This window comes from Amycolatopsis sp. La24, assembly GCF_029087445.1.
In the GTDB taxonomy this organism is placed as follows: Bacteria; Actinomycetota; Actinomycetes; order Mycobacteriales; family Pseudonocardiaceae; genus Amycolatopsis; species Amycolatopsis nivea.
The window spans coordinates 59814-77771 of record NZ_JARACH010000041.1 but is presented as its reverse complement, the minus strand read 5'-3'; the positions used below and the strand labels follow the sequence as shown (position 1 = coordinate 77771).

Sequence of the window (17958 nt, the reverse complement as noted above, 5' to 3'; positions counted from 1 at the left end):
TGGCGTTGGTTGCATGCGACGCACCCAATGTGGCGTTGGTTGCATGCGACGCACCCAATGTGGCGTTGGTTGCATGCGACGCACCCAATGTGGCGTTGGTTGCATGCGACGCACCCAATGTGGCGTTGGTTGCATGCGACGCACCCAATGTGGCGTTCGTTGCATGCGATACCCGTCGGGGCACGAGGTGGCCCAGTGGCCTTCCCGCTCCGCAGAAGTCCGTGAGGGTCGCCTTGAGGGAATCAGATTCCCTCAAGGCGACCCTCACGGACCTCGCGTCCGCGCCGGGGCGAGGGGCAGTCCGGTCGAGGAGCGCGAGACGACCCCGCCTCGATGCGCCACGCCCCAGCCACATAGCGTGAACCCGTGGCCGAAGACGGTGGGGGAAAGCGAATTCTGGGCGCCCATTGGGCTTTCGCCGCGTTCTTCTTCGGAGTAGCCGGCTACTACCTCGTCACCCTCCTCACCGCGGCCGCGTTCAACCGGCACGTCGGCGACGACGACCCGGTCGAGGCGTACGCGGGACCGTTGCTGCTGCTGGCGTTCCTGCCGAACCTGGTCCTCGGCCTCGGCCCGGCGACCGCCTCGCTGCGGTACGGCTCCGGCCTCGAACGCGACTTCGGGCTCCGCACCCGGGGCCGCGACCTCCGCATCGGCCTCGCCTGCGGCCTGCTCGCGCTCGTCGTCGGCTTCGTGCTGAACGCCGCCGAAATCGCGGTCTTCGGCGGCGACGAGGTGTCCGACAGCCCGCTCACCGACCTGCCCGACGTGTCCGGCGGCAGCCCGGTCTGGCTGATCGCGACCGCGCTGGTGCTGGTGGTCGCCGTCCCGCTCACCGAGGAACTGCTGCTGCGCGGGGCGCTGTGGAACGCCCTGCTGCACTACCGGATCCCGCCGTGGGTGGTGCTCGTGCTCACGTCGTTGGTGTTCGCGCTGCTGCACGGCGAGACCACGCGCACGATCGCGCTGTTCGGCCAGGGTCTCGTCCTCGGGCTGGCGCGGCATTTTTCCGGCCGGACCTCGGCGAGCGTGCTCGCGCACGCGGCGAACAACCTGCCGCCCGCCGTCCTTCTCTTCACCGGGCATTGAGGGAAACCGGTGACCGGTCGAGTACTGTGCGAAACCATTTCGGCCGCTAGGCTCGACCGGTGAGCAGAGCGAGCACGGGGAGGCGGGCGTGACCACATCACAGCCCCGTGAACCTTTCTCCCGCGCGCTCTCCCCGGAGGACTTGGTGGCCGAACCGACCGCGTTCCCGGCGCATCGCTGGGGATTCGGGGCGTTCCTGCTGGTCGAGGCGGTGCTGCTGGCGTCGGCCGCGTTCATCGGCGCGCTCGCCGGCCCCACGGCTCCGGGCAAGCCGCTCCCGATCGGCACGGTGCTGCTCGGCACGATGCTGCCCACCATGATCGCCGCCGGCGTCGCGGTGCTGATCACCGTCGTGCGCGGCAACGGCCCGAAGCTCGACCTGCGGCTCGAATGGCGCTGGGCGGACGTCTGGACCGGGCTCAAATTCGGCATGCTCGGCCTCGTGCTCACCTCGCTGAGCGCCTACGTGTGGACCCAGCTGGTCGGCACCGCGGACGCGACGTCGGCGATCAGCGCGCTGGTCGACGACCGCAAGATGTCCGTGCCCGCCGCCGCGGTGATGTTCGGCTACCTGTGGCTGCTCGGGCCGATCTGCGAGGAGATCATCTACCGCGGCCTGCTCTGGGGCGCGGTCGAGCGGCTGCAGTGGCGCAGCGAGCGCTGGGGCCGGGTCGCCGCGTTCCTGCTGTCCACCGCGGTCTTCGCGGCCAGCCACCTGGAACCGCTGCGCACCACCCTGCTGCTGGTGATCTCCATCCCGATCGGGCTGGCGCGGCTGTCCACCGGACGGCTGGCGGGCAGCATCGTCGCGCACGCGGTCAACAACTTCCTGCCGGCCGTCGCGATCCTGCTCGGCGCGCTCGGCCTCGCGTCCTTCTGAGGCCCCTGCGCAGGCACAACGACGGCATCTGGCAGAATGTTCGCTTGCCCGCTTCCGCCGGACCCTCTCGCCGTGTGGAAGCTCCTGACCTCCGGGCGCCGCGAGCCTGTCCCCACGGGTTCTGCGCGCGCCCTGCACCACACAGCACTGAGGAGTACCCACACCCGTGGCCGTCAAGATCAAGCTGCAGCGCCTCGGCAAGATCCGTGCGCCGTACTACCGCATCATCATCGCCGACGCGCGCACCCGCCGGGACGGCAAGGCCATCGAGACGATCGGCAAGTACCACCCCAAGGAAGAGCCGAGCTTCATCGAGGTCGACACCGAGCGGGCGCAGTACTGGCTGGGCGTCGGCGCGCAGCCGACCGAGCCGGTCCAGCGCATCCTCGAGATCACCGGCGACTGGCAGAAGTTCAAGGGCCTGCCGGGAGCCGAGGGCACCCTGAAGGTGGCCGAGCCGAAGCCGTCCAAGCAGGACCTGTTCAACGCGGCGCTGGCCGCGGCGGGCGAGGAGCCCTCCACCGAGGCCGTCACGCCGAAGAAGAAGTCGGCCCCGAAGAAGGCCGAAGCCGACAAGGCCGAGGCTGCCGAGGGCGAGAAGTCCGAGTGAGCTTCCTCGCCGACTCCCTCGAGCACCTGGTGCGCGGGATCGTCGACAACCCGGACGAGGTCCGGGTCGAGCTGCTGACCACGCGTCGTGGCCGCACGCTCGAGGTGCACGTCCACCCCGACGATCTCGGCAAGGTGATCGGCCGGGGCGGGCGCACCGCGACCGCTCTGCGCACCGTGATGGGCGGCATCGGCGGCCGAGGCGTCCGCGTGGACGTCGTCGACACCGATCGCTGACCCGGATTCTCGGAAACGGTCAGGTATGGACGTCGTAGTCGGCCGTATCGCGAAGGCGCACGGCATCCGCGGCGAGCTCGCGGTCGACGTGCGCACGGATTCGCCGCAGGAGCGGTTCGCGATCGGTGCGGTCGTCACGACGAAGCTGCGCGACGGCAGCACGAGAGAACTCACCATCGCAGCCGCCCGCGAACACAGCGGGCGGCTGCTGGTGCGTTTCGAGGAAGTGCTCACGCGCGACGTCGCGGAAACCCTGCGCGGCGCCCTGCTGCTGGCGGACACCGATTCGCTGCCGCCCACCGGCGACCCGGACGAGTTCTACGACCACGAGCTGGCCGGGCTTCGCGCCGAACTCGCCGACGGGACGGCCGTGGGCAAGGTCGTCGAGGTGGTCCACTCGCCGGCCGGGGAATTGCTCGAACTCGATCATGACGGACGCTCGGTCTTGGTACCTTTCGTCCGCGCCATCGTTCCGGTGGTGGACGTCGCGGGGGGCCGGGTCGTGCTCGATCCGCCCGAGGGCCTCCTCGACACTGACTGAGGGGGAGTTCGTGAAGTTCTGGACGAAGGCTGTCTTCGCAGCCGTCTTGGCCACCGCTTTCGCCGCGCCGCCCGCGCAGGCCGCTTCGCCGGTGTACGGCGACTTCTCGATGATGTTCCAGCGCAGCGCCGGACAGTACGCGCCGCCGGGGGAGAAGGCGTTCCAGTGGGCGTGGTCGCCGCAGTCGGCCACTGAATCGCAGATCACCTGGGGCGACCCGGTCACGTGGCCGCCCGCGACCGCCGAGCACTTCGTCCGCTCCGGCGACTGGGTGCTGATCGACGGCTGGGACGGCAACGGCACCTACTACACGGAGCGGGTCACCGAAGAACTCGCGTGCACCGGTTCCACCTGCACGCCGATCCCGTCCGACGGCGGCCGCCAGCACTACGTCCGCTGGACGGTGCCGTCCACCGACTACCGGCTCGTCGCGCGCGGCACGATCACCGAGAAGAGCTCGGGCAAGGTCGTCCACTTCGAGCACCTGCAGACGTGGGGCGCGCCCGCTCCGTGCTCGAACGCCCGCTTCGGGGCGCGCACGTGTGTCACGCAGACCGAGACGTGGTCGGACGACAACGGGCTGCCCGCCGGGTCGCCGATCCGCAAGACCCTGCACCGCAGCATCAAGATCGCGAAGGGGCTGGGCATGGCCTTCGCGATCGACCAGGACGTCCCGAGCCCGTGGCACGCCCAGGCCACCGAGTACTGGAACTGGTAACCGCTTGCGCATCGACGTCGTCACCATTTTCCCCGAGTACCTCGACCCGCTGCGCGCGGCGCTGCTGGGCCGGGCGATCGACCGCGGCCTCATCGAAGTCGGCGTGCACGACCTGCGCGACTGGACCCACGACGTGCACCGCGCGGTGGACGACGCGCCGTACGGCGGCGGTCCCGGCATGGTCATGAAGCCGCAGATCTGGGGCCCCGCGCTGGACGACGTGTGCGGCGAGGGGACCCGGCTCGTGGTCCCGACCCCGGCGGGCAAGCCGTTCACCCAGGAGCTGGCGCATTCCTACGCCGAGGAAAAGCACCTGGTGTTCGCCTGCGGCCGGTACGAGGGCATCGACCAGCGGGTCGTCGACGACGCGGCCCGCCGGATGCCGGTGGACGAGGTCTCCATCGGCGACTACGTGCTGGTCGGCGGCGAGGCCGCGGTGCTGGTGATCGTCGAGGCCGTGGTCCGGCTGCTGCCGGGCGTGCTCGGCAACGCGCGCTCGGCGGCCGAGGACTCGTTCTCCGACGGCCTGCTCGAAGGCCCCAGCTACACCCGCCCGGAAGTGTGGCGCGACCTGGCGGTGCCGGACGTGCTGCGCTCGGGCAACCACGCGCTCATCGACCGTTGGCGGCGCGACCAGGCGCTGGAACGCACCGCTCAGCGGCGGCCGGATCTCCTGGACCGGCTGCCCGAGGGCAGCCTGGACAAGCGGGACCGCGAGGTCCTCGAAGGGCTGGACGACCAGCCCGGATAGGCCCCGTGCGAGGTCTCCGGGGGCCTCTGCCATAATGGATTAGTTGGCGTGACGCGTGGTGCTTTACATGCGCTCACAGCGGCTGTTCAGTCGCGATGCCAACCGTGAATGCCATCAGCCCCGGGCTAGTCGCAGTGATCCGCTGCGCGCTCGAGCTGTACGTAAGCCACACGAATACGAGGACGGACCACCGATGAACACCCTGGACGCGCTGGACGCGCAGTCACTGCGTTCCGACATCCCGGACTTCCGCCCCGGCGACACGCTCAAGGTGCACGTCCGCGTCATCGAGGGCAACCGCGAGCGCAACCAGGTCTTCCAGGGCGTCGTGATCCGCCGTCAGGGCGGCGGCATCCGGGAGACCTTCACCGTGCGCAAGGTTTCGTTCGGCGTGGGCGTCGAGCGCACCTTCCCGGTGCACTCGCCGAACCTGGCCGAGGTCGAGGTCTTCAAGCGCGGCGACGTCCGCCGGGCGAAGCTGTACTACCTGCGCGAGCTGCGCGGCAAGAAGGCCAAGATCAAGGAGCGCCGCGAGAACCGCGAGACCACCTCCGCCTCCTGAGTGACGAGCCGGTTACCGGTAGCCTGGCGACGTGGTCGAACCTGTGTCGCGGAACGCCGATGAGGACGGCCCCGAACGCCCGGAGGAGGACCAGGAACGGTCCGGCGGGCGTCGGGGGTCGCACCGGCGGGGCAAGTCCTCGAAAAAGCGGTCGTTCTGGAAGGAACTGCCGATCCTGATCGTGATCGCCCTGGTGCTCACGATCCTGATCCAGGCGTTCCTCGCCAAGGTCTACATGATCCCGTCGGGGTCCATGGAGTCCACGCTGCACGGCTGCCCGAGCTGCACCGGCGACCGGATTCTGGTCGACCGCGTCACCTACGACTTCACCGACCCCTCCCCGGGGGACGTGATCGTGTTCAAGGGCCCGCCCGCGTGGACCGAGAACGAGATCGCGCCGCAGGAGTCGAGCAACATCGTCGTGCGCGCGCTGCGCGGTCTCGGCTCGCTGGTCGGCTTCGCGCCGCCGGACGAGCGGGACTTCGTCAAGCGCGTCATCGCCACCGGCGGCCAGACCGTCCAGTGCTGCGACGACCGCAACCGGGTGATCGTGGACGGCAAGGCCCTCGACGAGCCCTACATCCACTGGGAAGACGACAACCACCGCGTGCAGGAGTCGTTCGCCCCGGTGAAGGTCCCGCAGGGCGCGCTCTGGGTGATGGGCGACAACCGCAACAACTCCGCCGACTCGCGTTACCAGGGCGGCGGCGGGCCCAACGGTGCGGTTCCGGTCGACGACGTCATCGGCAAGGCCCGCATCATCGTGCTGCCGCCGAGCCGCTGGGGCGGGATCTCAGACCACAATCCGCAGCAGAACGCCCAGCCGGTCGCGCTCGGCGCGCCCGCGTGGCAGCAAGGGCTGCCGCTCGGCATCGGTTTCGCCACCGCGGTGCCGACGCTCTTCGTCGGACGCCGGTTGAAGGCAGGCCTCCGCAAGGCGGCCGGCCGGAGACGCTGAGCGGTGCGCTCCGTCGTCCGCGACTCCCGGGTGGTGTTTCGGTGACTCTCCCTCCTCCCCGCACTCCGGCGGAACCGCTGCGCCCGCCCCGTGCCGTGGTGCGCGGCGAGCTGTTCTGGGGTCTGCAAGGCGCACTCGAACGACGCGGCCTCGGCCCGGTCGCCGGCGTGGACGAAGCCGGCGCCGGAGCCTGCGCGGGCCCGCTCGTGGTGGCTTCCTGCGTGCTCCGTCCCGGCGACGGCGCGCGCCTGCCCGAGCTGACCGATTCGAAGATGCTCACCGCGAAGGCCCGGGACCGGGTTTACGACCGGGTCCTGCAACGCGCCCTCGACTACTCGGTGATCGTCATCCCCTCCGAGCAGGTGGACCTGCTCGGCATCCGGGTGATGAACCTCGAAGGCATGCGCCGTGCCATCGCCGGACTGCGCACGCATCCCGGGTACGTCCTCACCGACGGCTTCCCGGTCCCCGGCATTCCCGCGCCGAATGTCGCGGTGATCAAGGGAGACCGCAGCGTCGCGAGCATCGCGGCGGCGTCGGTCCTGGCGAAGGTGACGAGGGACCGGATCATGGCCGGCCTGCACGAAGAGTTGCCGGCGTACGGCTTCGACGTGCACAAGGGCTACAGCACCTCGGACCATCTGGCTGCGCTGAGTGAGCACGGCCCGAGCCCGGCGCACCGCTGGTCCTACACGAATGTCGCCACTGTCGCCCTCGCACACGGACTCACTGCCCCGCATCCGGTCGTGCTCACCTACGCTGCACTGGAGAATGCCCTGGAAAAAGCGGGCGGGCCGGTCCGTGCCCCGGGCCGCTCGGTGGGTAAGAATGAACGCTCCGCCGCCGGAGCAGGACGAATGCGAGGAGGGGCGCGGATTTCATGAGCGCAGAGGATCTCGAGAAGTACGAGACCGAGATGGAGCTCTCGCTGTACCGCGAGTACCGCGACATAGTGGGCCAGTTCTCGTACGTGGTGGAGACCGAGCGGCGGTTCTATCTGGCCAACGCGGTGGACGTCCAGGTCCGCGACGGCGGGGGCGAGGTGTACTTCGAGGTGCGCATGTCGGACGCCTGGGTGTGGGACATGTACCGCCCCGCCCGGTTCGTGAAGCACGTCCGGGTCATCACCTTCAAGGACGTCAACGTCGAAGAACTGGACAAGCCTGACCTGCGGCTCCCCGAGGACGGCCCGTTCTCGGGCTGACCCCCGCTTTTCTCTCACCACGAGGCCACCCGGCACCTGCCCGGGTGGCCTTCGTCGTTCTCTGCCCTCACGCACACCGCACCGACAATCCGCCGGGCTTCTCGTCCGCGGACCAGCGCTTGATCCACAACCCCCGGCTTATCCACAGTTGCTCGGAATCCCCCTGGCGCGGCGTTTGATCACACTGCGATCGTGAAAGCACACGCACCGTGATCGACGGTGCTCACGCTGTCCGAGGGGGACACCATGAACGACGGCCCGCACCCCGGCGCGGCCTGGCGACGGACGTTCGGCCGCTGGGGCGAGGACCTCGCCGCCCGGCATCTGCAGGCCGCCGGCATGGTCCTGCTCAGCCGGAACTGGCACTGCCGCGAGGGCGAGCTGGATCTGGTCCTGTCCGAGGGCGACCGGGTGATCTTTTGCGAGGTCAAAACCCGCTCGAGCACCAAATACGGCACTCCCGCTGAGTCCGTCACGCAGGACAAGATCGACCGCGTACACCGAGCCGCGATGCGCTGGCTCAAGGAACATCGAGTCGGCTGGTGCCGCATCCGCTACGACGTCGTGACCGTCTACGCCCCCGACGGCGAAGAGCCGGTCGTCCGGCACCTGGTGGGTGCTTTCTGATGCCCCACGCCAAAACCTGGTCCGTCGCGTTGCTCGGCATCGAAGGCCGCGTAGTGGAAATCGAAGCCGATCTGGGCGGTGGCCTGAGCCGAGTCACCCTGGTCGGCCTGCCCGACGCCGGTCTCCGCGAGGCGAAAGACCGAGTCCGCTCCGCAGTCCGCAACTCCGGCGAATCCTGGCCCGACGGCAAGATCACGCTGGCCCTGTCTCCCGCCAACCTGCCCAAAATGGGCTCCGGCTACGACCTGGGCATCGCCGCCGCCGTCCTGGCCGCCATCGGTGCCGTCCCTGCCCGAAAACTCCTGCACACAATCCTGCTGGGCGAACTGGCACTGGACGGCCGAATCCGCCCCGTACGCGGCGTCCTCCCCGGCCTGCTGGCCGCCAAAGCCGCCGGTCACGAACGCGCCGTAGTGCCGACGGAGTCGTTGGTAGAAGCCGCCCTGGTAGACGGCCTGGAAGTCTCCGGAGTAACCCGCCTGGCCGAGCTCATCGCCTGGCTCAAAGACGAAGCCGAGCTGGAACCACCCACTGCTCCCGCAGCCGCCGCCCCAGTGGAAGTCCCCGACCTAGCCGACGTAGTAGGCCAACCAGAAGCCAGATGGGCCCTGGAAGTCGCCGCGGCAGGCGGCCACCACCTCCTGCTCACCGGCCCGCCCGGCGTAGGCAAAAGCATGCTGGCGAGACGCCTCCCCGGCCTGCTGCCCGACCTCTCCGCAGCCGAGTCCCTGGAAGTAACCGCCATCCACTCAGTAGACGGTTCCCTCTCAAAGTCATCGCCCCTGGTAACCGTCCCGCCTTTCGTCGCCCCACACCACTCGATCAGCCCACCAGCCCTAATCGGCGGCGGCACCGGCTTAGCAGCTCCCGGTGCCATCAGCCGAGCCCACCGAGGCGTGCTTTTCCTAGACGAGGCCTGCGAATTCGGCAACCAACGCCTCGACTCGCTCCGCACTGTCATGGAAGAAGGCGAAGTCCGCATCGCCCGCGCGAAAGGCGTCGTCCGCTATCCCGCCCAGTTCCAACTGGTACTGGCCACCAACCCCTGTCCCTGCGCCCCACCGCGAGAAACCGACTGCACCTGCTCAGTACCCACCCGCCGCCGCTACCTGTCGCGCCTTTCGGGCCCCCTCCTGGACCGAGTAGACCTCCGCGTCCGCCTACGCCCCCTCACCGCGATCTCCGCCCACCAATCCACCACCCCAGAACCGTCCTCGACCGTCCGAGCCCGCGTCCTGGCCGCCCGCGAAAGAGCCAAACACCGCTGGCACGAACACGGCTGGCAGTCCAACACCGAAGTCCCAGGCCCGATCCTGCGCCGAGATTTCGCCCTGCCACCCCCCGCCACCGCGGTTTTAGACAGAGCCCTGGACCGAGGTTTGCTGACCGCCCGAGGAGCCGACAGATGCCTGCGCATCGCCTGGACGCTGGCCGACCTGGCCGCCTTGCCCCAACCCGACACCGACCACGTCACCGCGGCCCTGGACTTCCGAGAACGCAAAACCGGCTGATCCACCCCGCACGCCGAGCCCGCCCGACGGCGAACGCCCCGAAATCAACCCCCGTACCCGCGCATCGATGTCCGGACCAGATGTCCCAACCCCCAGACCGGCAATTCTGTGTCCCAAGCCCAAGCCCAAGCCCAAGCCCAAGCCCAAGCCCAAGCCCAAGCCCAAGCCCAAGCCCCGAATCGGCAAACCCGCCGGTCCGGAATCCCAACGAAAGGAAAGCACCATGTCCCACCGAGCCATCCCCTCCTCGTCCCAGCGCACCCGGCACCGCAGGCCGAAGACGCCGCAGCACAAGATCGTCCGGCATCTGCATCCGGTCCGGCACCGGGAAGTCCGCCCCGAACACGATCCGGTCCGGGTCCGAGAACGGTTAGCGCTGCACCGCCACCTCGCCGTCGTCCGCCCCGAAAACCCCGGCAGCCGAAGAGGTGCGGCGTGAGCATCGCTGTCGAGGACCAGACTGCGGCGACCGACTCCGAACGCCTCGCCCGCGCGTATCTGCTCGGCGTCGCTGAACCACCGGCACCGCACCTGCTGGAGTTCGTCGGCGAACAAGGGCCGGTCGCGGCCGCCGAGCGCGTACGGGCCGGGGACTGTCCCGAGAAGGTTCTCCGCGAAACGGCCGCGCGGCGGGAATCCACGATCGCGGAACAAGATCTCGAGGCAGCCGCCAAAGCCGGTGCCCGGCTCGTGGTTCCCGAAGACCACGAATGGCCCGCGTGGCCACTGCTGTCGCTAGCGGTAGCAACCGGAAACGGTGTGAAGCACGTGGCGGCACCGCTCGGGCTCTGGGTGCGCGGCGACGCGAGCCTGGCCGAAGTCGCGGACCGCGCGGTGGCGGTCGTCGGCGCTCGGATGGCCACGGACTACGGCCTGCACAACGCCGTCGAGATCGGCCACGCCTTGGCAACCCGCCAAGTACCGGTCTTCTCCGGTGCCGCCCTGGGCATCGACGCCGCCGCCCACCGAGGCGCGCTCAGCGGCGGCGGGGTCACGGTCGCGCTTCTCGGTTGCGCAGTCGACTATTCCTATCCGGTTGGGAACAGCGGCTTGTTGGACCGCATCGTTGCCGAGGGCGGTGCGATCGTCAGCGAGTACGCGCCGAAGACCCCGCCTGCACGCCATCGATTTCTGGTGCGGAATCGCCTTATCGCAGGTCTTACCGACGGCACAGTCGTTGTGGAGGCCGGAATCCGTAGCGGTGCGCGCAATACCGCGACCATCGCGGGTGCGCTCGGCAAGGTCGTGATGGCGTTGCCCGGATCAGTGCATTCGGGCAGTTCAGCCGGTTGCCACGCACTGATCCGGGACTGCAAAGCCACGTTGGTCACCTCGGTTGACGAGGTGCTCGAAACCGTGGGCAGGTTCGGCACCGCTGCTCCCGCGGCCGAGTCGAGCAGGCGGCCCACGGACAATCTCGGTCCGGAGGCATCACGGGTCTACGACGCGCTGCTTCCGCGGGCTGGCCGGGCTCCGGAAGAGGTGGCGGAAAGCGCTGGAGTGCCTGTTTCCCGAGTTCGCGCCTTGTTGCCCGCACTGGAAGTCGACGGCTTCGCGGTGCGCGGCGAGACCGGCTGGCGGCAGATAGTCCGAACGGCCAACCGATGATGGGCGTGGCGATGCTTGACCAATGGCGATGGTTCGCGCAGCGTAATCGTCATGCCGTCAGCGAGTGCACGCAAGGACGCGGTCCCGCGTCCCGGTGGACACCGGAAACGCCCGCCACGACCCGATCTTCGTGCACTTCGCGCCGAATTGCCGGAGTCCGCCGAATCGGTGGTGGCCAGTTACGAACGGCATCTGTCGCTGGAGCGCGGGCTGTCGCCGCACACCGTGCGCGCGTACGTCGGCGATGTCGTTTCGCTGCTGGCGTTCCTGACCGTGGGGGAGGGCGACCGTCCCGCGCGGCGTTTTGAGGACTTGGACGTCACGCAGCTGCGCGCGTGGCTCGCGGGGCAGCGCTCGGACGGCGCCGGGCGCACCACCCTCGCGCGTCGCGCCGCGGCCGCGCGCACCTTCACGGCTTGGGCGCACCGCACCGGTTTGCTGAAGTCGGACCCGGGCGGCCGGCTGGCCGCGCCGCGCACGCACCGGACCTTGCCCGGGGTGCTCCGCGCCGAGCAGGCCGACGCGCTCATGGACGCCTCCGCGAAAGGGGCAGCCGAACGGGATCCGGTCGCTCTGCGTGACCGCGCGTTGGTCGAAATGCTGTACGCAACCGGCATTCGGGTGTCGGAGTTGTGCGGACTGGACGTCGGCAGCGTGGACTTTTCCCGCCGCGTGGTTTCGGTGGTGGGCAAGGGGGACAAGGAGCGGACGGTTCCGTTCGGCGTCCCGGCGGCCGAGGCGCTGACGGCGTGGCTGGAGGACGGACGGCCTGCGCTGGCTGGGGAAACGCCGCCGGCGGCGCTTTTCCTGGGCGTTCGCGGCAAGCGTCTCGACCCGCGCGCGGCGCGCCGGGTGGTGCACGAGGCGGTGGCCGCGGTGCCGGGCGCAACGGACATGGGGCCGCACGGGCTAAGGCATTCCGCCGCGACGCATCTGCTCGAAGGAGGTGCCGATCTCAGGAGCGTTCAGGAACTGCTTGGTCACGCTACGCTGGCCACGACCCAGCTCTACACTCATGTGACCGTCGATCGGCTGAAGGCGATCCATGACCGAGCACACCCGCGGGCCTGACGCGGCCGGCGGAGGCTCGGCCGGGGACGGCAGGGCCGAACCGTCGGCGCACGCGCATCCGCACGAGCACGGAGACAACACTGAGCAGCACGCCGAGAACGACCGTGCAATGACTTCCACATCGCAGGTCACGGAAGCCGGGGCGGCACGCCCCGGCGTGCAGGACGCCGTCAGCGGGGACGGTCGTCCTGGTCAGGACGTCGACGCGGGGATTCAGGCGCTGTGGCAGCAGTTCGCCGACAAACCGGACCAGACGTCGCGCGACCGGCTGGTGCTGCACTACGCACCGCTGGTGAAGTACGTCGCGGGCCGGGTCGGCACCGGTCTGCCGACGCACGTAGACGTCGGCGACCTTGTGCAGTCAGGCATTTTCGGTCTGGTCGACGCGATCGAGAAGTTCGACCCGGAACGCGGCCTGCGCTTCGAGACGTACGCGATGCAACGCATCCGCGGCGCCATCCTGGACGACCTGCGCTCCCAGGACTGGGTCCCTCGCGCGGTGCGCAGCAAGGCGAAGGAAACGGCCCGCGCCCTGGAACGCCTCGGCGCCCGCCTGCACCGAACCCCGACCGACGCCGAACTCGCCGGCGAAATGGGCATCAGCCTCGACGACCTGCGCGACTTCTACGGCCAGCTCCGCCTCACCAGCGTGGTGGCGCTGGAAGACCTTGTCGCCGCGGGCAAAGACGCCGGTTCGCTGGTCGACACCCTCCCCGACGACGGCGCGGTCGACCCGGTTGCCGTCCTCGTGGACCAGGACAACCGCCGCCAGCTCGCCGAAGCCATCGCGCAGCTGACCGACCGGGACAAGATCGTCGTCAGCCTCTACTACTTCGAAAGCCTGACCCTCGCGGAAATCGGCAAGGTCCTGGGAGTCACGGAATCGCGCGTGAGCCAGCTGCACACCCGCGCGGTGATGCGGCTGCGCGCCAAGCTGATGGAGCAGCCCAGCGGCTGACCCCCGGATCCGCGACCAGCGCAGCGATTGCCTTGTTCGCAAGGCTTGTCCGGTGCTCAGGCGGGGTCGGTGCGGACCACGGGCCGACGCGGCGGTGGTTGCGGACCACTGTCGATGCGGCGGCGGACCACGGTCGATGTGTCGGTGGTTGCGGACCACTGTCGATGTGGCGGCGGACCATGGTCGATGTGTCGGTGGTTTGAGCCTAGTGACCTCGTTCGGATCGATCGGCCGGTAGCGGCGGCTGCCTTGGTGTCACGGGCCTTCCGCCCACGGCTTGAGGCGTACTCGGCTGGGGGTGCCGACCAAGGCGAGCGGGTCGATGTATTCCGTGCCGCGGCGAGCTCCCCAGTGCAGGCAGGTGGCGGTCGGGCAACCGGGGTGGCCGGGGATGGCGGTTCCCAACGGCTGGCCGCGGTAGATCTGGTCTCCGGCGGCGACTGTCGGGGTGATCGGGAGGTAGGTCGTGTGGAGGCCGCCGTCGTGGTCGACGGCGACTACTCCTTGTCCCGCGACCTGACCGGCGAAGACCACCACTCCCATGTCCGCAGCCAGCACTTGTTGTCCGGCGGCGGCTTCCAGGTCTACGCCTCGGTGACCGGGGCCGAACGGGGTCGCGGGCGGTTCGAAGTTGCGGGTGACGTGCGGGCGGGGCGTCAGGGGCCAGGCCAGCCGTCCGGGTTCTTCCGGAACGGGCTGGAGGGGTGCGGCGTCGGCTCGGGAGTGGAGCAGGGCTGCTGAGCCTGCGGACAAGGTCAAGACCGTCGCGAGGATCAGCCACGTTCGGGTGACTTTGCGGCTGCGCGGGGCGAACATCGGGAGTTCGCCGCCTGCTCCGGCCAGTCGGAGAGGTGGGTGGCCCCAGCTGAAATCGCAGGGCAGCGAGATTCGGATGCTCGGCAAGAGGGCCGCGGGTCTTGGACGGGCAGGGCGGAGGAGCCTGCGGGAGGCGAAGAGGGCGTAGCGGCTGGAGGTGCTCGCGGCGGACCTCGCGCGGGTCCACATGCGGCGGAGCGCGGTGCGGACTTTAGGCGGTCTGGCGGGTGGTCGGCGATGGCGGCCGCCGCGCGGGAGCGAACCCGTTGAGGTAGGGCGCGGGACGGCGTCGTCCGGGCTCAGGAGGACGGCGGCTGCGGATGGCTGCTGAGTGAGCAGGGCAGCGGTTGCCAGGACCACCTGATGAGGCGATTCCGGCACCGCCGACACCGAGCCCGGTCCACCCGACCCCGCCGCCACTGCAGCCGATGACGGAGGTGCCGCTGACGACGTCGTAGGCGGCGGATCGAGCGGCGACGGATTCTGCGCGGGACCGGATTGGCTGCTTGCTTCTCTGTCCGGGCGAGGCACAGGGGACGGCATTGAGCTGGCTGCGCGCGGTGTCGAGGGCGCACGCGACGGGGACGACGTGCGGGATTCGGCGGAGACAGCGGCGCTGGCGGGAGCGGGCAGAGAACTCGACGTCGAGGGCGCAGGAACCGAGGGCGCAAGAACCGGGGAATCCTCAGGAGAATCCGCAGTGCGGGAAGCAGCGGCGGCAACGGGAAAAGATCGCGTAGTGGTCATGTCCCCATCCTCGGGCGCCGGCCGACCGGAACCCGCTGTTCAGCGGGGGTTGTCCACAGGTGGGCGCGGTTGTGGACAACTCCGGGCCGGGCGAAGGCTGCCCGCAGGGGCGGGCCTGGTGGCAGGGGGTAGAATCAATTCCGCAGTCCACTCGCTGGGCTGACTTCGCGTGCACGTGCGCGCGTCCCCGGACGGGCCGCTTCTGGCGGGAACCCGGACGGAGGGGCGCACGGTGTCCGGCGGTCCCTGGGGTTTCGCACAGCCGAACCCACGGGTCCGGGCATCGGCTGCGGCACCAGGGCCCACGACCTCCCGGTCGGGGGCGACTAACCGGAACAGCGCCTCCGCGGGCGGAACGAACACCGGCAGCGGGAGCGCGCGACTACAGAAAAGGTGTGATTCCGGCAATGGCCGTCGTCACCATGAAGCAGCTGCTCGACAGCGGCGTGCACTTCGGGCACCAGACCCGTCGGTGGAACCCGAAGATGAAGCGCTACATCTTCACCGAGCGCAACGGCATCTACATCATCGACCTGCAGCAGACGCTGACGTACATCGACCGTGCGTTCGAGTTCATCAAGGAAACCGTCGCGCACGGCGGCACCATCATGTTCGTCGGCACGAAGAAGCAGGCTCAGGAAGCGATCGCCAACGAGGCCGCGCGCGTGGGCATGCCCTACGTGAACCAGCGCTGGCTCGGCGGCATGCTGACCAACTTCCAGACCGTCCACAAGCGCCTTCTCCGCCTGAAGGAGCTCGAGGCCCAGGAGCAGACCGGCGGCTTCACCGGCCTGACCAAGCGCGAGATCCTCACGCTGACCCGCGAGAAGGACAAGCTCGAGAAGACCCTGGGCGGCATCCGGGACATGGCCAAGGTGCCGTCCGCGGTGTGGATCGTCGACACCAAGAAGGAGCACATCGCCGTCGGCGAGGCTCGCAAGCTCAACATCCCGGTCGTCGCGATCCTCGACACCAACTGCGACCCGGACGAGGTCGACTACCCGATCCCGGGCAACGACGACGCGATCCGTTCCGCCGCGCTGCTGACGAAGGTCGTCGCCGAGGCCGCCGCGGCCGGGCTGATGGCCCGTTCCGGCCGCAACGGCGCCTCGGCCGACGCGAAGCCGGAGACCGGTGCTTCGGACGAGCCGCTGGCCGAGTGGGAGAAGGAGCTCCTCGCGGGCTCGGAGACCGCCGCCGCCGACGCGACCGAGGCCGCTGCCGCCACGGAGACGGCCGCCGCGACCGAGACCGCCGCGACCGAAACCGCGGAAGCGACCGGCGAGCAGGCTCCGGCCAACTCCTGATCCACCCCGTCCGGGCGGTCCGCGCAGGGCTGCCCGGACGGCGCTCACCGCACACGTACCTGAAACGGACGGATTCAACACGATGGCGAACTACACCGCCGCTGACGTGAAGCGCCTGCGCGAGATGACCGGCGCGGGCATGATGGACTGCAAGAAGGCCCTCGAGGAGAACGACGGCGACTTCGAGAAGGCTGTCGAGTTCCTGCGCATCAAGGGCGCCAAGGACGTCGGCAAGCGCGCCGAGCGCGCCACCGCCGAGGGCCTGGTCGCCGGCGACGGCGGCGTCATGATCGAGCTCGACTCCGAGACCGACTTCGTCGCCAAGAACGACGACTTCCAGCAGCTCGCGGCGAAGATCGTCGAGACCGCGAAGGCGCTGAAGTCCAGCGACGTCGAGGCTCTGAAGGCCGCCGACCTGGACGGCAAGCCGGTCAACGAGGTCGTGCAGGAGCTGTCGGCCCGCATCGGCGAGAAGCTCGAGCTGCGCCGCGTGGTGTCGTTCGAGGGCAAGACCGCGACCTACCTGCACCGCCGCGGCTCCGACCTCCCGCCCGCCGTCGGCGTGCTGGTCGAGTTCACCGGTGACGACGTGGACGCCGCCCGCGGCGCCGCGATGCAGGTCGCCGCGCTGCGCGCGAAGTACCTGACCCGCGAGGAGGTGCCGGCCGAGATCATCGAGAACGAGCGCCGCATCGCCGAGCAGACCGCCCGCGAGGAAGGCAAGCCCGAGCAGGCGCTGCCGAAGATCATCGAGGGCAAGGTCAACGCGTACTACAAGGACAACGTGCTGCTCGAGCAGCCGTCGGTCAAGGACAACAAGAAGACCGTCAAGGCCCTGCTCGACGAGGCGGGCGTGACCCTGACCCGGTTCGCCCGGTTCGAGGTCGGCCAGGCCTGAGCGAGGCACTGGGACTAGGTTCTGGCACTGTGCCCCGTCTCCGCGCATCGGGGACGGGGCACAGTCGGGTCTACCGAGGGGCAGGAGGCGACAGACATGGGTGAGGACCGGGTCGAGGGCGGGTACCGCCGGGTGCTGCTGAAACTGGGCGGCGAGATGTTCGGCGGCGGCGCGGTGGGCGTCGACCCCGACGTCGTGCACTCCGTCGCCCAGCAGATCGCCGACGTCGCGCGCACCGGGGTGCAGATCGCGGTGGTGATCGGCGGCGGCAACTATTTCCGCGGCGCGGAGCTGTCGCAGCGCGGCATGGACCGCGACCGCGCCGACTACATGGCGATGCTCGGCACCGTGATGAACTGCCTCGCGCTGCAGGACTTCCTCGAAAAGGAAGGCCTCCCGACCCGCGTGCAGACCGCGATCACGATGGGCCAGGTCGCCGAGCCCTACATCCCGCGCCGCGCGGAACGGCACCTCGAGAAGGGCCGCGTCGTCATCTTCGGCGCCGGCGTCGGCATGCCGTACTTCTCCACCGACACCGCCGCCGCGCAGCGCGCGCTCGAACTCGGCTGCGAAGCCGTGCTGATGGCCAAGGCCGTGGACGGCGTCTACACCGCCGACCCGAAGACCGACCCGGACGCGAAGATGTTCACCGACATCACGCACCGCGAGGTGCTCGAGCGCGGCCTCAAGGTCGCCGACGCCACCGCGTTCAGCCTCTGCATGGACAACAAGATGCCGATCATCGTGTTCAACCTGCTCACCGAGGGCAACATCGCCCGTGCGGTGGGCGGTGAGAGGATCGGCACGCTGGTCTCGACCCCCGCCGACGAGGCGTCCGCCTAGACCTGCTGGGATCAAGCTCAGGT

General features: G+C 69.5%; 21 protein-coding genes. 20 read left to right on the top strand and 1 reads right to left on the bottom strand.

The genetic code is table 11. The features are described 5' to 3' along the window. The first annotated feature begins 366 nt into the window (after nucleotides 1-366). The 17 genes from PUT80_RS31045 (at nucleotide 367) to PUT80_RS30965 (ending at nucleotide 13324) form a co-directional block, all read left to right on the top strand. On the top strand, nucleotides 367-1089 hold the full coding sequence (locus PUT80_RS31045) for a CPBP family intramembrane glutamic endopeptidase (protein WP_043827770.1): 723 nt from the start codon (nucleotides 367-369) through the stop codon (nucleotides 1087-1089). 88 nt (nucleotides 1090-1177) lie between these two features. Further along, nucleotides 1178-1969, top strand: a complete 792-nt coding sequence (locus PUT80_RS31040; protein ID WP_037810267.1) for a type II CAAX endopeptidase family protein — start codon at nucleotides 1178-1180, stop codon at nucleotides 1967-1969. A 166-nt stretch (nucleotides 1970-2135) separates the two neighbouring features. Further along, complete coding sequence (gene rpsP, locus PUT80_RS31035; protein ID WP_037810269.1) at nucleotides 2136-2579, top strand: 30S ribosomal protein S16; 444 nt, start codon at nucleotides 2136-2138, stop codon at nucleotides 2577-2579. Then, nucleotides 2576-2815 carry an RNA-binding protein gene (locus PUT80_RS31030; RefSeq protein ID WP_003103110.1) on the top strand — a complete coding sequence of 80 codons (240 nt, stop codon included), beginning with the start codon at nucleotides 2576-2578 and terminating at the stop codon, nucleotides 2813-2815. Before rpsP ends, PUT80_RS31030 begins: the two co-directional genes overlap by 4 nt. Before the next feature lie 25 nt (nucleotides 2816-2840). After that, complete coding sequence (rimM, locus tag PUT80_RS31025) at nucleotides 2841-3356, top strand: ribosome maturation factor RimM (protein WP_275294314.1); 516 nt, start codon at nucleotides 2841-2843, stop codon at nucleotides 3354-3356. 10 nt (nucleotides 3357-3366) lie between these two features. Continuing rightward, nucleotides 3367-4074, top strand: a complete 708-nt coding sequence (locus PUT80_RS31020) for a hypothetical protein (RefSeq protein ID WP_037810273.1) — start codon at nucleotides 3367-3369, stop codon at nucleotides 4072-4074. Nucleotides 4075-4078: 4 nt separating this feature from the next. Next, the gene (trmD, locus tag PUT80_RS31015) at nucleotides 4079-4825 is read left to right on the top strand and encodes a tRNA (guanosine(37)-N1)-methyltransferase TrmD (protein ID WP_275294313.1); all 747 of its coding nucleotides are present in this window, start codon (nucleotides 4079-4081) and stop codon (nucleotides 4823-4825) included. A gap of 193 nt (nucleotides 4826-5018) precedes the next feature. Then, complete coding sequence (gene rplS / locus PUT80_RS31010; RefSeq protein ID WP_009074470.1) at nucleotides 5019-5387, top strand: 50S ribosomal protein L19; 369 nt, start codon at nucleotides 5019-5021, stop codon at nucleotides 5385-5387. 31 nt (nucleotides 5388-5418) lie between these two features. Further along, the gene (gene lepB, locus PUT80_RS31005) at nucleotides 5419-6345 is read left to right on the top strand and encodes a signal peptidase I (RefSeq protein ID WP_037810276.1); all 927 of its coding nucleotides are present in this window, start codon (nucleotides 5419-5421) and stop codon (nucleotides 6343-6345) included. 95 nt (nucleotides 6346-6440) lie between these two features. After that, entirely contained in the window at nucleotides 6441-7229 is a 789-nt protein-coding gene (locus PUT80_RS31000; protein WP_275294316.1) for a ribonuclease HII, read from the top strand. After that, complete coding sequence (locus tag PUT80_RS30995) at nucleotides 7226-7549, top strand: DUF2469 domain-containing protein (protein ID WP_003096226.1); 324 nt, start codon at nucleotides 7226-7228, stop codon at nucleotides 7547-7549. The genes PUT80_RS31000 and PUT80_RS30995 overlap by 4 nt, the downstream gene beginning before the upstream one ends. Nucleotides 7550-7795: 246 nt before the next feature. Then, nucleotides 7796-8176 carry a YraN family protein gene (locus PUT80_RS30990; protein ID WP_043827788.1) on the top strand — a complete coding sequence of 127 codons (381 nt, stop codon included), beginning with the start codon at nucleotides 7796-7798 and terminating at the stop codon, nucleotides 8174-8176. Beyond that, nucleotides 8176-9687, top strand: coding sequence for a YifB family Mg chelatase-like AAA ATPase (locus tag PUT80_RS30985; protein WP_275294312.1), 1512 nt, complete (start codon nucleotides 8176-8178; stop codon nucleotides 9685-9687). Before PUT80_RS30990 ends, PUT80_RS30985 begins: the two co-directional genes overlap by 1 nt. A gap of 223 nt (nucleotides 9688-9910) precedes the next feature. After that, complete coding sequence (locus PUT80_RS30980; protein WP_238607797.1) at nucleotides 9911-10126, top strand: hypothetical protein; 216 nt, start codon at nucleotides 9911-9913, stop codon at nucleotides 10124-10126. Beyond that, a complete protein-coding gene (dprA, locus tag PUT80_RS30975; RefSeq protein ID WP_275294311.1) occupies nucleotides 10123-11295 on the top strand; it encodes a DNA-processing protein DprA in 1173 nt (390 codons plus the stop codon). The genes PUT80_RS30980 and dprA overlap by 4 nt, the downstream gene beginning before the upstream one ends. Nucleotides 11296-11346: 51 nt before the next feature. Beyond that, nucleotides 11347-12366: a tyrosine recombinase XerC gene (locus PUT80_RS30970; RefSeq protein ID WP_275294310.1), complete on the top strand. Its 1020-nt coding sequence runs from the start codon at nucleotides 11347-11349 to the stop codon at nucleotides 12364-12366. Then, complete coding sequence (locus PUT80_RS30965) at nucleotides 12341-13324, top strand: FliA/WhiG family RNA polymerase sigma factor (RefSeq protein WP_238607796.1); 984 nt, start codon at nucleotides 12341-12343, stop codon at nucleotides 13322-13324. Before PUT80_RS30970 ends, PUT80_RS30965 begins: the two co-directional genes overlap by 26 nt. 255 nt (nucleotides 13325-13579) lie before the next feature. Here the strand turns inward: PUT80_RS30965 and PUT80_RS30960 are convergent, their stop codons facing one another. Beyond that, the gene (locus PUT80_RS30960) at nucleotides 13580-14056 is read right to left on the bottom strand and encodes a M23 family metallopeptidase (protein ID WP_275294315.1); all 477 of its coding nucleotides are present in this window, start codon (nucleotides 14054-14056) and stop codon (nucleotides 13580-13582) included. A gap of 1238 nt (nucleotides 14057-15294) precedes the next feature. On the opposite strand from PUT80_RS30960, the gene rpsB reads away from it, so the two are divergent. The 3 genes from rpsB to pyrH all read left to right on the top strand — a co-directional run bounded on the left by rpsB (nucleotide 15295) and on the right by pyrH (nucleotide 17935). Beyond that, nucleotides 15295-16194 carry a 30S ribosomal protein S2 gene (gene rpsB, locus PUT80_RS30955; RefSeq protein WP_037810313.1) on the top strand — a complete coding sequence of 300 codons (900 nt, stop codon included), beginning with the start codon at nucleotides 15295-15297 and terminating at the stop codon, nucleotides 16192-16194. An 82-nt stretch (nucleotides 16195-16276) separates the two neighbouring features. Further along, complete coding sequence (gene tsf / locus PUT80_RS30950) at nucleotides 16277-17092, top strand: translation elongation factor Ts (RefSeq protein ID WP_037810315.1); 816 nt, start codon at nucleotides 16277-16279, stop codon at nucleotides 17090-17092. A gap of 96 nt (nucleotides 17093-17188) precedes the next feature. Then, nucleotides 17189-17935 (top strand): UMP kinase, encoded by a 747-nt coding sequence (gene pyrH / locus PUT80_RS30945; protein ID WP_037810316.1) that lies wholly within the window; start codon nucleotides 17189-17191, stop codon nucleotides 17933-17935. Nucleotides 17936-17958: the final 23 nt, after the last annotated feature.